The following is a 13,004-nucleotide window of genomic DNA, read 5'->3' on the forward strand; positions in this document are numbered from 1 at the left end:
ACGGGCACGCTATACCGTCATGAGCGTCGATGTCGATACCCTTCACACACGCGCCGTTCACTGAAGGAATTTGGCAGAATCAGGCGTTGCCGAGCGCGTCGATCTCGCGCATCTCCTCCGCCGTCAGCGAGAAGTGGAAGACGTCGAAGTTGGCGCTGATCCGCTCCGGGGTCACCGACTTCGGGATCACCACGATCTCGTGGTCGATGTGCCAGCGCAGCACCACCTGCGCCGGCGAGACGCCGTGCGCGCCGGCGATCCCGGTGAGTACCGGATTGCTCAGGTCGGTGGTCTTGAACGCGCTGTACCCCTCCAGCACCACTCCCCGGTCCCGGTGCTCGGCGTGCCGCTGCCGGTCGTACAGCATCGGGCCCCACCGGATCTGGTTGACCGCCGGATTCTCCTCGGTCGACTGGATCAGCTCGTCCATCTCCGCCGTGCTGTAGTTGCTGACCCCCACCGCCCGGGCCAGGTTCTCGTCCCGGGCGGCCAGCAACTCCCGCCACATCGGGATGCTGTCGGTGGCGGACGGCGGCCAGTGGATCAACCAGAGATCCACCTGGTCGACGCCGAGCGCCTCCAGACTGGCCTCCAGCGTCTCCCGCTCCCGGCCCACCCGGTCCGGCGGGACCTTGGTGGTGATGAAGATGTCCTCGCGGCGCATCCCGCTCTCCTGGACCGCCCGGCCGACCTCCCGCTCGTTGCCGTACAGGGTGGCGGTGTCGATGTGCCGGTAGCCGGTGTCGAGCGCGGCCAGCACCGCGTCGTAACCGGCCTGGCCGGTGGCCTTCCAGGTGCCGAACCCGAGCAGGGGCATCCGCACGTCACCGGGGAGCAGGACGGTGGGCTGGTCCGTGTTGTCCATATGGACCGTTCTACCCGCCCGACGCCCGGCCGGCGAGCGAACCGGACACTCAGGTGTCCAGCGGGACGGTCCGGTTTGCCGGAGAATGCGGGTGTGACGGACCGGCTGGAGGAGTACCGGCGCCGGCGGGACGCGGCCCGCACACCCGAGCCGGTGCCGGCGCGGAGCCCGACGGCGGCCGGCCCCGGCGACGGCGCCGCCCGCTTCGTCATCCAGCAGCACCACGCCCGCAGCCTGCACTGGGACCTGCGCCTGGAGCACGAGGGGGTGCTGGCGTCCTGGGCGGTGCCGCGCGGCCTGCCCCGCGACCCCGGCCACAACCACCTCGCCGTGCACACCGAGGACCACCCGATGGAGTACCTCGACTTCCACGGCGAGATCCCCGCCGGCGAGTACGGCGGCGGCCGGATGGTCATCCACGACCGCGGCACCTACCGCTCGGAGAAGTGGCGCGACGACGAGGTGATCGTGACCCTCGCCGGGGAGCGGACCGCCGGGCGGTACGTGCTCTTCGCCACCGGCGGCCGGGACTGGATGGTCCGGCGTACCGACCCGGCCCCGCCCGGCTGGACGCCGATGCCCGAGCTGGTCCGCCCGATGCACGCCACGCCCGCCGCCGGGCTCCCCCGGGACGTCGCCGGGTGGGGCTACGAGCTGCGCTGGGACGGGGTTCGGGCGATGGCGTACGTCTCCGGCGGGCGGCTGCGCCTGCTCTCGGAGACCGACGAGGAGATCACCGGCGGATACCCGTGGCTGCGCGCGCTGGCCGAGGCGCTGGCCCCGACCGAGGCGGTGCTGGACGGTGTGCTGGTGCGCATCGACGGCGCCGGCCGGGTGCGCCCGGCAGGCGCGTCCAGCGGCGGCAGGGTCCCGGCGGGGGCCCAGTACCTCCTGGTCGACCTGCTCTGGCTGGAGGGCGTGAGCAGCGTGGACCTGCCGTACGCGCAACGCCGGGAACTGCTCGACGGGCTGGCGCTGACCGGTACGCACTGGCAGACTCCGCCGTGGTTCCCCGGCGCCGGCGACGAGGCCCTGCGCACCGGGCGTGAGCAGGGCCTGCCCGGCGTGGTCGCCAAGCGGCTGGACTCGGTCTACGAGCCGGGGAAGCGCAGCGGGCGCTGGCTCAGCATCGACGCGGTCTGACGGCGAGGAGCGACGTGTACCTGACCCACCTGGACTGCCCGCGCTGCGGCCGGGAGTACGCCGCCGGCCAGTTGCAGAACCTGTGCGAGTGCGGCTCCCCGCTGCTGGCCCGCTACGACCTCGCGGCGGTGGCGAAGGCGGTCACCCCGGAGCGCTTCCCGCTGCGCCCGGCCGACCTGTGGCGCTACCGGGAGCTGCTGCCGGTCGCCGACCCTCGACACGTCACCACGCTCGGCGAGGGTTGGACGCCACTGCTGCGCGCCCCGGCGTACGGAGCCGAGATCGGCATCGAGGACCTGATGGTCAAGGACGAGGGGCTGATCCCGACCGGCTCGTTCAAGGCGCGCGGCGCCGCGGTCGGCGTGAGCCGGGCCCGCGAGCTGGGCGTCGAGCAAATCGCCATGCCCACCAACGGCAACGCCGGCTCGGCCTGGGCGACGTACGCGGCGCGGGCCGGGATGGGAGCCACCATCGTCATGCCGTTGGCGGCGCCGAGCATCTGCCGGCGTGAGTGCGTGGCGGCCGGCGCCGACCTGCGCCTGATCGACGGGCTGATCAGCGACGCGGGCCGGCGGGTGGCCGAGTTGGTCGCGGAGTCCGCCGGGGCGATCTTCGACGCCGGCACGCTGCGCGAGCCCTACCGGCTGGAGGGCAAGAAGACGATGGGGTACGAGATCGTCGAGCAGCTCGGCTGGCAGACGCCCGACGTGATCATCTACCCGACGGGCGGCGGTGTCGGGCTGATCGGCATCCACAAGGCGTTGCACGAGCTGCGCGAGCTGGGCTGGATCGGCGACAAGCTGCCCCGGCTGGTGGCGGTGCAGTCGACCGGCTGCGCGCCGATCGTGCGGGCCTTCGCCGCCGGCGAGGATCGGGCCCGGCCGTGGGCCGGCGCCCACACCGTCGCGTTCGGCATCACCGTGCCGGCGCCGCTCGGAGACGAGCTGATCCTGGCGGCGCTGCGGGACTCCGCCGGCACGGCCGTCGCCGTCGACGACGCGGACATCCTGGCCGACCTGCGGGCCTTCGCCACCCGGGAGGGGCTGCTGCTCTGCCCGGAGGGGGCCGCCTGCCTAACCGCGGCACGACAGTTGCGCGCGGGCGGTTGGATCCGGGCCGGTGAGCGGGTGGTGGTGCTCAACACCGGCGCCGGGCTGAAGTATCCGGAGACCGTCGACGTCTCCGGCGTACCCGTGCTGGCCTGAGCCGGCGGGCGCCCCCGCGGACCGTGCGGTCCGCGGGGTGCCGCGGTGCCGGCCTACTGGTAGGTGATGTCGGACGGTGCGTAGAGGCAGTTGACGCCGTCGGCGCCCTCCCCGATCTGGACGGGCTCGCTGCCCTTCGGCACGCCCCGGTACTTGACGCAGATCGAGGTGTCCCGGTCCGGGTCGCCGACGATGGTGATCCGGCTGAACCGGGCGGTGTCGCCCCAGTTGGTGTTGATGCCGGCGATCGCGTCGGTGTCGCGGACGATCACGTTGTCGATCACCACGTGCCGCTGGTACGAGGTGGAGCAGTTGCCGCAGGCCCGGTAGAGCTTGCCGGCGTTCTCCACCCGGAAGTTCCTGATGGTGACGGTGCCGGAGCCGTTGTGCTGGAAGACCTTGTCGCTGGCCGAGCGGGCGCCGCCGCCGTCGACCGTGTACGTGGTGCCACCGCGGAAGGTGGCCGCGTCCTCGCCCACGTCCTCCCACCAGACGTTGATCAGGGTGCAGTTGCCCTCGCAGTGCACGCCGTCACCGGCGGGCGCGCCGATGATGACGTTGCGCAGGGTGGCACCGGCGGCCAGCTCGAACATCGGGTCCTGGCTCTCGCTCTGGCCGCCGTCGCCGATGCCGTAGTAGCGCCTGAGCCCGCCGTCGAAGGTGCCCGAGACCGGGATCGTCGCGTCCACCTTCTGGTTCCCGGTGGGCGTCGGCCAGCCCGCGGGCGGCGGGTTGGTCGGGCCCGGCGTGGTGGGCGGCGGGGTCGTCGGGGGCGGGGTGCCACCGCCGGACGCGTCCACGATCACGTCGTCGAAGCCGCCGCTGGCGTACGCGGTGACCAGGCCGATCCGGCCGGCGCCGACCAGGCTGTTGCTGCCGGCGGCGATCTGGGTGCCGTTGACGAAGCCGCGGATGGTGCTGCCGCTGGCCTCGATGCGCAGGGTGTACCAGTTGCCGGTGCCGACGCCCAGCGACGCGGAGCCGATCGAGGTGATGGCGCTGCCGTTGACGGCCTGGAGTTCGGCCCGTCCGGAGCCGAGCAGGGCCAGCCGGTACATCTTGGTGCTGCTGCTGGACCGGGCCGCGAGCCCGACCAGGGCGCTGGACGAGCCGAAGCTGGCCGGCCGGACCCGGGCCTGCACCGAGTAGTCGGTCCAGCTGGTCTGGCCGGCGAACTGCCGGGCCAGCGAGCTGCCGGCGTTGGACTGGTTGAGCACGCCCGAGCCGTCGACGGTCCAGGTGCCGCCGGACTTGGACCACCCGGTGGTGTTGCCGTCGTTGAAGTCGTCGGTGAAGACGGTGGCCGCGAAGGCCGAGGTCATGCCGGCCGCGAGGGCGGCCACGGTCGCGCCGGCGCCCACCGCGAGCAGCAGTGGTCGTCGGCCGGGGAGTCGTCTCTTCTGCACAGCTGTCCTCCTTGACGAGTGTGGTGGCGATCCCGCGGCCGTCCGTACGGGGACGTGCCGGCACGGCGTGACGCCATGACCTGGGATCGGTGCGCCCCGTCGGATGCCCGGTGTCCGGAGCGGGGTGAAGCGGGATCAAAGCCGTGGGAAAGGGCTTTCCCGCATCTTCGAGGCTAGGACCGCGTACGCATCAACGTCAATGCCTTGCGCTTGCAGGTCTGTTGCAGGATTCACCGGAAGGCGGGGCGGTCGACCGGTCAGAAGCTGTACGGATCGGTCAGCCGCCAGGCCGCGTTGATCAGGCCGATGTGCGACAGCGCCTGCGGGGTGTTGCCGAGCTGCGCACCGGTGACCAGGTCGATCTGCTCGCTGAACAGGCCCACGTCGTTGGCCTGCCCGACCACCCGCTCGAACAGCTCCTCGGCCCGGCGCCGCTCGCCCGCCAGCATCAGGCACTCCACCAGCCAGAACGAGCAGAGCACGAAGCCGGCCGGGTCGGTCGACCAGCGGCGTACCAAACCGTCGTCGGTGCCCAGCTCCCGCTCCACCACCTCGATGGTGGAGCGCATCCGCCGATCAGTGGCCGGCAGGAAGTGCACCACCGGCAGGAAGAGCGCCGATGCGTCCAGCTCGGCCGAGCCGAACGCGCCGGTGAACGCGCCGATCCGCTCGTTCCAGCCCCGCCGGAGCACCTCGTCGCGGATCTCGTCGCGGATCCTGGCCCAGCGGTCCGGGGCGGCCCGCTCGCCCAGCCGGTCGGCGAGCCGCACCGCCCGGTCCATGGTCATCCAGCAGAGCACCTTCGAGGAGAGGTAGTGCTGGTCCCCGTCGCGGGCCTCCCACATGCCCCGGTCCGGCAGATGCCAGGTGCTCGCCACCTGCTCGGTCAGCCCGAGCACCATCTCCCGCAGCTCCCCGTCGAACGTCCCGCCCAGGTAGTCGCGCAGCCGCCAGACCGCCGACATCACCTCCCCCGGCACGTCCAGCTGTCGCTGCCGCCAGGCGTCGTTGCCGATCCGGACCGGCCGGCTGCCGGCGTAGCCGGCCAGCTGCGGGCAGTCGTGCTCGGTGAGGTCACGCTCCCCCTCCAGCCCGAACAGCACCGGCACCGGCTCATCGCCGATCCGGCCGATCGAGCGGGACACCCAGGCGAACAGGCGGGACGCCTCGTGGGGGCAGGCCGCCACCCAGAGCGCCCGCATGGTCATCGAGAAGTCGCGCAGCCAGGCGAAGCGGTAGTCGTAGTTGCGGTCACCGCCGATCTGCTCCGGCAGGGACGTGGTCAGCGCGGCGGTGATCGCGCCACTGCGGGAGTACGTGAGACCGGTCAGCACGGTCGCGCTGGGCCGGACCAGCTCGGGGTACCGGCCCGGATACTGGTGCGGGTCCCGGTACGCCTCCCACGCCCGTACCGTGTCGGCGAGCGCGGCCACCGGGTCCAGCCGGACCGGCGGGTCGCCGTACGTGGCGCCGTACGCCACGTCCACCCCGATCACCTGGCCGGCGGAGACCTCGAACTCGTGGGTCACCCGGTCCCGGCCGGCCCGTAGCGGCAGCTCCGCGGAGCGCAGCAACAGTGTCACCGGGCCCGCCCCGGCCACGACCGTGCCGTCCGGCTGCTCGTGCAGGTACGGGGTGAGCAGGCCGTACTCCGGACGGGGTGCGAAGTCCAACGCCATCCGGACGCGCCCCGACAGCCCCTCGACCACCCGGATCAGCACGGCGGGTGAGTTCTGGCCGAGTTCGTGCGCACGGGCGCCGAACTCGGCGGCGAGCGCGTCGGTGACCGCCACGCTGCCGTTAGGGGTGTGGTGCACCGTGCGCAACACCAGCGTGTCCGGCCGGTACGAGCGCTCCACCCGGTATCCCTGCCCGCCCACGCCCACCGGCGCCAACCGGAAGTGCCCGGCGCGCGGGTCGAGCAACCGCCCGAACACGGAGGCGCCGTCGAATCGGGGCGGACACCACCAGTCGATCGACCCGTGCTTGCTCACCAGCGCGCCGGAGCGGGAGTCGGACAGGAATCCGTAGTCGGATATCGCCGGCTGCTGCTCCACCCGTCGCGGGTACCCCGATCGGCCCGGATCAGACCGCCGTCGGCCGCGTCACGCGGTGGGTGGCTCGTCCTCGCCGGCCTCCTCGGCCGCGTCCGCCTCCTCCTTGGTCCGGTGCACGGCCTGGTCGGCGTGCTCCGGCGGCCCGCACAGCATCTAGTTACACGCCGCAGGAGCCTCGACCGAGGAGGCCCCACTCATGTCCGACTCCATCCGTTACGCGGGCGGCGCTGCCGCCGTCAAGGACGCCCTGCGTGCGTCGCACGACCTCAAGCCGACCGAGCGACTCGTGCTGATCGCGATCGTGGCGCACGCCAACGCCGAGGGCGAGGCGTGGCCGAGCATCGCCACCGTCGCCGACTACGTCGGCTGCTCTGAGCGGACCGTGCAACGGGCGCTGCGCCGCCTCGTCGAGGTCGGTCGCCTCGTCATCCGCAAGGCCGCGAACATCGCGACCCGCGTCTACCGCCTCGTCATCGGCGAGGGTGACACCACGCGCCGCGAGGGTGACACCACGGCCCGCGAGGGTGACACGCAGGATGTCGCCCGAAGTTCATCCGAAGATCAATCCAAGAAGAACCACCGCGCTGGCGCGCGAGACTGGCGTCGATTTCTCCCCAAACCCAAAAACCCCAACACCTCGGCGAGGCCGTACCCGTACGCCGAGCGTCGCGGGGCCGCTTTGCCGCCGAGCCGCGACACCGAGCGCTGCGCCCGTCACCTCGGCGAGTTGGCGCACAACTGTCGGTGCTGCCGGTCCGAGGCGCTGGGCGGTGCCGCGTGAGCGCCCTCGCCCGTGCGGCTGTGACCGCCCTCGCCCCGTTCGGTCGCCTCGACCGCCGTACGGCCCGCGCCCTGTTGTCGACCTGGGCGCGCCGCGCCGAGCTGACCCGCACCGACGTCGCCGCCGTGCTCGCCGAGGTGACCCGATGACGCCGACCGCCGTTTACGCGCTCGCCGCCGTGCTGATCGGCGGTCCGGCCGTGATGTTGCTGCCGTTCGCCGTCGCCCGTCGCCTGGTCGACCGCCACGCCGACGAGGTCGGCCCTGCCATCCGTGCCGCCGGTCGTGACGACCTCAACCCCGCCGCTGTTCGCGCCCTCGCCAAGGAGATCCGATGACCGCCCCCGTTGCCGCCCGCCCGCTCGCCGACCTCATGCCCGCCGCCCGTGACCTCGCCGAGCAGGTCGGCGAGATCCCCTCGCGTAACCGGATCATGTCGGCCCTGCGCGTCGGCGCGCCGAAGGCGACCGCCCTACGTGAGGCCCTGATCGCCGAGGCCGCCGAGGCCGAGGTCGTCCCGGACCCGTGGGAGTTCGCCGAGTCCGCCGACGTGCCCGCCCCGGTCTCGCCCGCGCCCGCCGGGTCTGCCGGGCACGCCCAGGTGCCCGCCGTCGGGTCTGCCGGGTCCGTCGCCGTACCCGCCCAGGTCTCGCCCGTACCCGCCCAGGTGCCCGCCGAGGTCGAGCAGGTCTCGCCGCCCGTGCCCGCGCCGGCCCCGGTCGCCCCGCCCGTCGAGGCGTCGCCGCAGGTCGCCGCCGACGGACACCCGAGCACCTCGGCCACGCCGCGCCGCGCCCGGCGGGTTTCCGTGTGGCCTCTCGCGTTGATCGGCCTGCCTGCGTTCGTGGCGATCTGGGCCGGCTGGGTTGGCCTGGGCGGACTCACCGGGTTTGGCGTCGTGCACCCGTTGCCGGGCATTGCCGACGGATTCAGCATCAACACCGCGATCACGCTGCCGATTGGCGTTGAGGTGTACGCGGCCTATTCGCTGCGAGCGTGGCTGTCGGGCACCGCGCCGGCCCGTGCTCGCAGGTTCGCGAAGTGGTCCGGTATCGGGTCGCTCGTCGTCGGCGCGGCCGGGCAAGTGGCCTACCACCTGCTCGTCGCCGCCGGCATCTCGGCTGCTCCCTGGTGGATCACTACGGCGGTCGCCTGTCTGCCGGTCGCCGTGCTCGGTATGGCTGCCGCCCTCGCGCACCTCATGCACGGCGACGCCGACGAGGTGACCGCATGACCGAGTTGGAGCGCACTATCCGCCGGCTACGCCGCAAGCACACCGTGCCGCGTGTGGTCTATCGGTACGTCGCCGGTCGCCCGCTCAGCGGTCGCGAGGGCTACCCGTACCGGGCGCGTGGCGCGGGCCGCTGGGCGGGTTGGCAACGGCAGGCCGTGCGCCTGGGCGCGCCGGTCGCCGCCGTGCTCGCCGCCGTCCAGCCCGAGCAGACCGGCGCGGCCGTCGGCACCGCCGCCGCCGTGGCCGCGTACCGATTGCGGCGCCGCATCACTACGCGTCGATTCAACCGCGAGTACGTGACGCCGACGCTCGCCGCCCTCGCGCCCGCCCTCGGCCTACAGACCGGCGTCCGCTTGCACGTCGACGCGACGCTCGGCAACTTGACGCCCCGCCTCGCAAAGCCGCTCAGTCCGGCTGAGACGGCCGTACGCGCCTGGTACGGCGAGCACGTTGAGCCGGTCGTGCGATGGCTGCCTGAGCGTGCCCAGCGGGCCGCGTGGGCAGTGCAGCGTGCCGCCCGCCCGGCGACGTCGCGCCTCGACGTGTTCCGCCGCCCCGGCGAGGTGCTCGGGCCGCGTATCGAGTTGACCGCTGAGACGCCGTATCTCACGAAGGAGCAACGGCAACTCGTCGCCGCGATCATCGCGAGCAAGATTCCGGTCTCTGACCTCGTCGAATCCTGGCAGCAGGTCGGGCCGCGGGTAACTGCTACGTGGACAGTGCGTAAGCGTCCGCCGGCCCGCGTCGGTCTCGCCGAGGTGCTCGCGCATCTCCCGCGCTTGGCCGAGTACGAGTTTTTCCTCGGCCTGGGCGCGGGCGACAAGCCCGTCACGATCAGCCTGCGCGACGACTCGCCTCACATCGCCGTGTCGGCCGGAACGGGCGCGGGAAAGAGCGTGCTCGCCGAGCTGCTCGCCGTGCAGGTACTCGCCCGAGGCGGGCGCGTCGTCATCCTCGACCGCAAGGGGTCGCACCGCTGGGCGCTCGGCCTCGACCGGGTCGACTACTGCTCGCGGGCCGAGCAGATGCACGCCGCCCTCGTGCGCCTGGCCGTGCTCGCCGACGAGCGGAACACGCTGGCGATGCATGAGGCCGACGATTGGGATTGCGGCGAGCGCGTGCTCGTCATCTGCGAGGAGCTGAACGCGACAATCGGGCAGCTCGCGAATTTCTGGGCCGAGGCGCGCGGCAAGGGCGAGCCGAAGCGGTCGCCCGCTATCGCCGCCCTCGGCGATCTTTTATTCATGGGCCGCAGCGCGAAAGTCAACGTGCTCGCGGTCGCCCAGATGCTCACGGCGCGGGCGATCGGCGGCCCCGAGGCCCGCGAGAATTTCGGTTGCCGCCTGCTGGCCCGCTACACGGTCAACGCGTGGAAGATGCTCACGCCCGAGGCCGCGATGCCGAGACCGTCGCGGCACCTCGGCCGGTGGCAGCTTGTGATCGGCGGGCAGGCGACCGAGACGCAGGTCGCGTACTTGACCACCGCCGAGGCGCGGGCGCTCGCCACCGCCGCCGATGTCCACGCTCACCCCCGCGTCTGCGCGGACATGCCTGCTCAGGCCCTATCAAGCCCGTCGCGCGAAAGCGCGGACATGACGCTGCGCGAGGCGATCGACGAGGGCATCTTGCCGTGGACTCTCGCCGCGACGCAGAAGCGTTTGCAGCGGCGACGCGGGGCCGTGCCGACGCCGACCGGCAGGCGCGGCACGCACGATCTCTACGCCCGCGACGACCTCGCCGCCTGGGCGAGCAGCTCGCAAGATTCCTCGGCCGCAGCGTGAACACCTCGGGGCCGCTGGGCCGACTTGTCCTGTGAGACCGCCTAACAAGGGAGCCCGCCGAGATGACCGACGACTCGGAGCCACCAAGACCCACGCCCGCGACGGCGGGCGGCCGAGCATGACCGAAGAGCGCCTCGCGCGAGCAGCCCGCAAGGGTCGCCCGTGCGAGGCGCTCTTTTGCGTCTGCGGGCGACGCCGGGCGAGCTGCTCGACGTCGACCTCGTCGACCTGGGCGCGGGCGGGCGACGCCGAGAGCGGCGCGGGCGAGGGCCGAGCAGCAGGGGGCACTTTTGACGAAATTACGCTGCAACCGCTCCCTATATAGGTGTTGTAGTTCTTCTTCTCTCTCTCTCTTCAACACCTATATAGGTGACGGTCCGAACGTAATTTCGTCAAAACTGCCCCCTCGGCCTCGCCCTGGGCGTCGCCGCCCCGCCGGCCGCGCGCCTGCCCGAAACGCTCTGAGCGGTGCACCACCGTCGTGAAGGGCGCGATGCGCCCGCCGCCCCGAATCGAGACCGCCATGCAAACTCTGCTGCCCGAGCCCTGCCCATTCTGCGGCGAGCCTCTCACCTATTCAGGCCGAGGCCGCCGCCCGAGCTTTCATCCCGCGTGCCGTCGTGCGCAGAAGACCGAAGACATGCGCCGCTATCGCGAGCGTGACGCCCGTCCGCCCGTCGAGGTGCCCGAGCACGTGCGCGAGGCGGTCGCCCGCCGCGCTGCCCGCCCGCGCGTCGAGGTGCGGCACGCCGTCGACGACTGGGCGCACGATGTCGACGACCTCGCCGCAGAGGTGCACGGCGAAGGCATTGCAGTCTTCAGCCTGGCCGCGCACGGATTCGTGCCCGACGGCTACTGCAAGCGCACTGCCGGTCGCCGCGATAACGACTCGGCCGCGCAGTGGATCGCGGCGAATCACCCCGAGGCGCTACACGATTTCGGGCCGAATTACTGAGGCCGCCGGCCGTGTGGCCGTATTGCTGAACAGTGAGGGGAGAGTTTTCTCGCCCTTGCTCCTCGGGCTCGTCGGTACGGCTCTGCCGACGAGCCCGAGTTGAGCAGCCCCGCCTTTCTTCGGCCCAATCACTGATAGCGAACACACAAGGAGGTGCCGCCGTGCACCGCTGCGGATACTGCGAGACGCCGATTCCCGACGACGCCAACCCTCGACGCCGTTACTGCACGAGCAGCCACCGCGTTATGGCGCACTACAAGCGTCGCCGCGAAGAGCTGCACTGCCTGCGCGCGGTCGTCGCCGACCTGGGCGACGAGGGCCGCGCATGACCGCCGACGAACCACGACCACCAAGCCGGGCCGTCGCCGACCTCGCCGAGCAGCTTGTGCCGCTCGCCCGCGAGTTTTACGCGCGACGGCCGTACGTCGACGAGGGCTATTCCTACCTGCTCGGCGGTCGCGAGACCGCGCAGCTCGACGCTAACGCCGTCTCGACGTACCTCGTCGAGCCGCTGATCCTTCCCGCGTTCTTCCTCGCCGAAGATGACGACCTCGGGCAGGCCCGGATCGCGCGGCGCCGCATTGACGAACCGCACTACGCCGACCCGATCAGCCGCGCCGAGTTCTTCGCACTGGTCTGCGACCTGCTCGCCGCACTGCCCGACCCGCCGGCCGCGTCGCGCCTGCTCGCTCAGGCCGTGGCCGATGCTCGCGCCATCGCCGCGTTCGGCTGCTCGGGCCGACCGCGCCGCAAGGTCGCAAAGTGGGTCGGGCACATCGTCGACAACGTGCTCTGCGCGATGGAAGACGAGGGCGAGCCCGACGACGTCGAGGTGATGTGGCCCGCCACGATGCGTGCCGCCGAGGCGAACGCGAAGCGGGCCGACACGATCGCCGCCCGCCACGCTGCGAAGGCTGCCGCCGTCGAGCAGGCCGACGCCGCCGCTCGCGAGTTCGTCGCTGCGCTTTCGCCCGGTCGGCACGAGGTGCCGCAGGTCTGGGCCGGCTACGTCGCCGCGACGCCCGCCGCAGAGCGCCTCGGAAAGCACGCGTTCTTCGCCCTCGCCCGCGAGCAGCTCGGCGACCCGCGCAAGGTTCGCGGCGTCCGCTGCTGGACCGTGCCCGCGCCGGCCGCCGCCGTCGACGAGTTGCTCGACCGCGTCGCCGCGCAGGTATGGGCCGACCGACGCGGGCAGACCCTCGACCTCATTGCCCGTCACGACTCACCGGAGGTAATCGCAGCATGAGCATGACCGAGCAGCAGGCCGAAGCATTCGCCGAGGCCGTACTCGACCGCGTCGCGAAACTCGCCTACGACGAGTTGCGCCCGCACCTCGACGCGTACCTCGCGAAGCGCACCCGTAAGACCTCGTCGGCCGCCTGGTCGTCGACGTCGGGGGCGATGGTGCTGCCGCTCGACCGTGCCCGCTCGCGTCGGGCCGGATAACGCCTGCTGCTCAACCCGTGAGAGGCCCTCAGCTCACCGCTGCGGGCCTCTCGCGTGTGCTCCCTCTCTGGGGCTGGGCGGTCACCAGAGAGGGACCAGAGCACGCCCTCGGGCCGTGCTCCCGTGGCCGAG

At 72.2% G+C, this 13,004-nt stretch carries 14 protein-coding genes and 1 pseudogene; 11 read left to right on the forward strand and 4 right to left on the reverse strand.

The window, feature by feature from the left end:
* Nucleotides 1-79: 79 nt before the first annotated feature.
* On the reverse strand, nt 80-865 hold the full coding sequence (locus ACWD5O_RS15980; RefSeq protein ID WP_387326790.1) for an aldo/keto reductase: 786 nt from the start codon (nt 863-865) through the stop codon (nt 80-82).
* Nucleotides 866-958: 93 nt separating this feature from the next.
* On the opposite strand from ACWD5O_RS15980, the gene ACWD5O_RS15985 reads away from it, so the two are divergent.
* Nucleotides 959-2,008 carry a DNA polymerase ligase N-terminal domain-containing protein gene (locus ACWD5O_RS15985; RefSeq protein WP_450004578.1) on the forward strand — a complete coding sequence of 350 codons (1,050 nt, stop codon included), beginning with the start codon at nt 959-961 and terminating at the stop codon, nt 2,006-2,008.
* 14 nt (nt 2,009-2,022) lie between these two features.
* Nucleotides 2,023-3,213, forward strand: coding sequence for a threonine synthase (locus ACWD5O_RS15990; protein ID WP_450085747.1), 1,191 nt, complete (start codon nt 2,023-2,025; stop codon nt 3,211-3,213).
* A 53-nt stretch (nt 3,214-3,266) separates the two neighbouring features.
* Here ACWD5O_RS15990 and ACWD5O_RS15995 read toward each other — a convergent pair whose 3' ends face one another.
* From ACWD5O_RS15995 to ACWD5O_RS16005, 3 genes and pseudogenes are all read right to left on the reverse strand, one after another.
* A complete protein-coding gene (locus ACWD5O_RS15995) occupies nt 3,267-4,619 on the reverse strand; it encodes a pectate lyase (RefSeq protein WP_450085748.1) in 1,353 nt (450 codons plus the stop codon).
* Nucleotides 4,620-4,876: 257 nt separating this feature from the next.
* Nucleotides 4,877-6,676, reverse strand: a complete 1,800-nt coding sequence (locus ACWD5O_RS16000) for a glycoside hydrolase family 15 protein (protein ID WP_450085749.1) — start codon at nt 6,674-6,676, stop codon at nt 4,877-4,879.
* A gap of 48 nt (nt 6,677-6,724) precedes the next feature.
* A pseudogene (locus ACWD5O_RS16005) lies at nt 6,725-6,820 on the reverse strand (cupin domain-containing protein); the annotation flags it as partial.
* A 52-nt stretch (nt 6,821-6,872) separates the two neighbouring features.
* Here ACWD5O_RS16005 and ACWD5O_RS16010 point away from each other — a divergent pair.
* The 9 genes from ACWD5O_RS16010 to ACWD5O_RS16050 all read left to right on the forward strand — a co-directional run bounded on the left by ACWD5O_RS16010 (nt 6,873) and on the right by ACWD5O_RS16050 (nt 12,872).
* Entirely contained in the window at nt 6,873-7,457 is a 585-nt protein-coding gene (locus tag ACWD5O_RS16010) for a helix-turn-helix domain-containing protein (protein WP_450085750.1), read from the forward strand.
* Entirely contained in the window at nt 7,454-7,606 is a 153-nt protein-coding gene (locus ACWD5O_RS16015) for a hypothetical protein (RefSeq protein WP_450085751.1), read from the forward strand. Before ACWD5O_RS16010 ends, ACWD5O_RS16015 begins: the two co-directional genes overlap by 4 nt.
* The gene (locus ACWD5O_RS16020; protein ID WP_450085752.1) at nt 7,603-7,794 is read left to right on the forward strand and encodes a hypothetical protein; all 192 of its coding nucleotides are present in this window, start codon (nt 7,603-7,605) and stop codon (nt 7,792-7,794) included. The genes ACWD5O_RS16015 and ACWD5O_RS16020 overlap by 4 nt, the downstream gene beginning before the upstream one ends.
* Nucleotides 7,791-8,690 carry an ABC transporter permease gene (locus tag ACWD5O_RS16025; RefSeq protein WP_450085753.1) on the forward strand — a complete coding sequence of 300 codons (900 nt, stop codon included), beginning with the start codon at nt 7,791-7,793 and terminating at the stop codon, nt 8,688-8,690. The genes ACWD5O_RS16020 and ACWD5O_RS16025 overlap by 4 nt, the downstream gene beginning before the upstream one ends.
* On the forward strand, nt 8,687-10,471 hold the full coding sequence (locus ACWD5O_RS16030) for a helicase HerA domain-containing protein (RefSeq protein WP_450085754.1): 1,785 nt from the start codon (nt 8,687-8,689) through the stop codon (nt 10,469-10,471). The genes ACWD5O_RS16025 and ACWD5O_RS16030 overlap by 4 nt, the downstream gene beginning before the upstream one ends.
* Nucleotides 10,472-10,994: 523 nt before the next feature.
* Nucleotides 10,995-11,426 (forward strand): hypothetical protein, encoded by a 432-nt coding sequence (locus ACWD5O_RS16035; protein ID WP_450085755.1) that lies wholly within the window; start codon nt 10,995-10,997, stop codon nt 11,424-11,426.
* A gap of 161 nt (nt 11,427-11,587) precedes the next feature.
* Nucleotides 11,588-11,755, forward strand: a complete 168-nt coding sequence (locus tag ACWD5O_RS16040; protein WP_450085756.1) for a hypothetical protein — start codon at nt 11,588-11,590, stop codon at nt 11,753-11,755.
* Nucleotides 11,752-12,672, forward strand: a complete 921-nt coding sequence (locus tag ACWD5O_RS16045) for a hypothetical protein (protein ID WP_450085757.1) — start codon at nt 11,752-11,754, stop codon at nt 12,670-12,672. The genes ACWD5O_RS16040 and ACWD5O_RS16045 overlap by 4 nt, the downstream gene beginning before the upstream one ends.
* Entirely contained in the window at nt 12,669-12,872 is a 204-nt protein-coding gene (locus tag ACWD5O_RS16050; protein WP_450085758.1) for a hypothetical protein, read from the forward strand. Before ACWD5O_RS16045 ends, ACWD5O_RS16050 begins: the two co-directional genes overlap by 4 nt.
* Nucleotides 12,873-13,004: the final 132 nt, after the last annotated feature.

The organism is Micromonospora sp. NPDC005161, assembly GCF_053599855.1.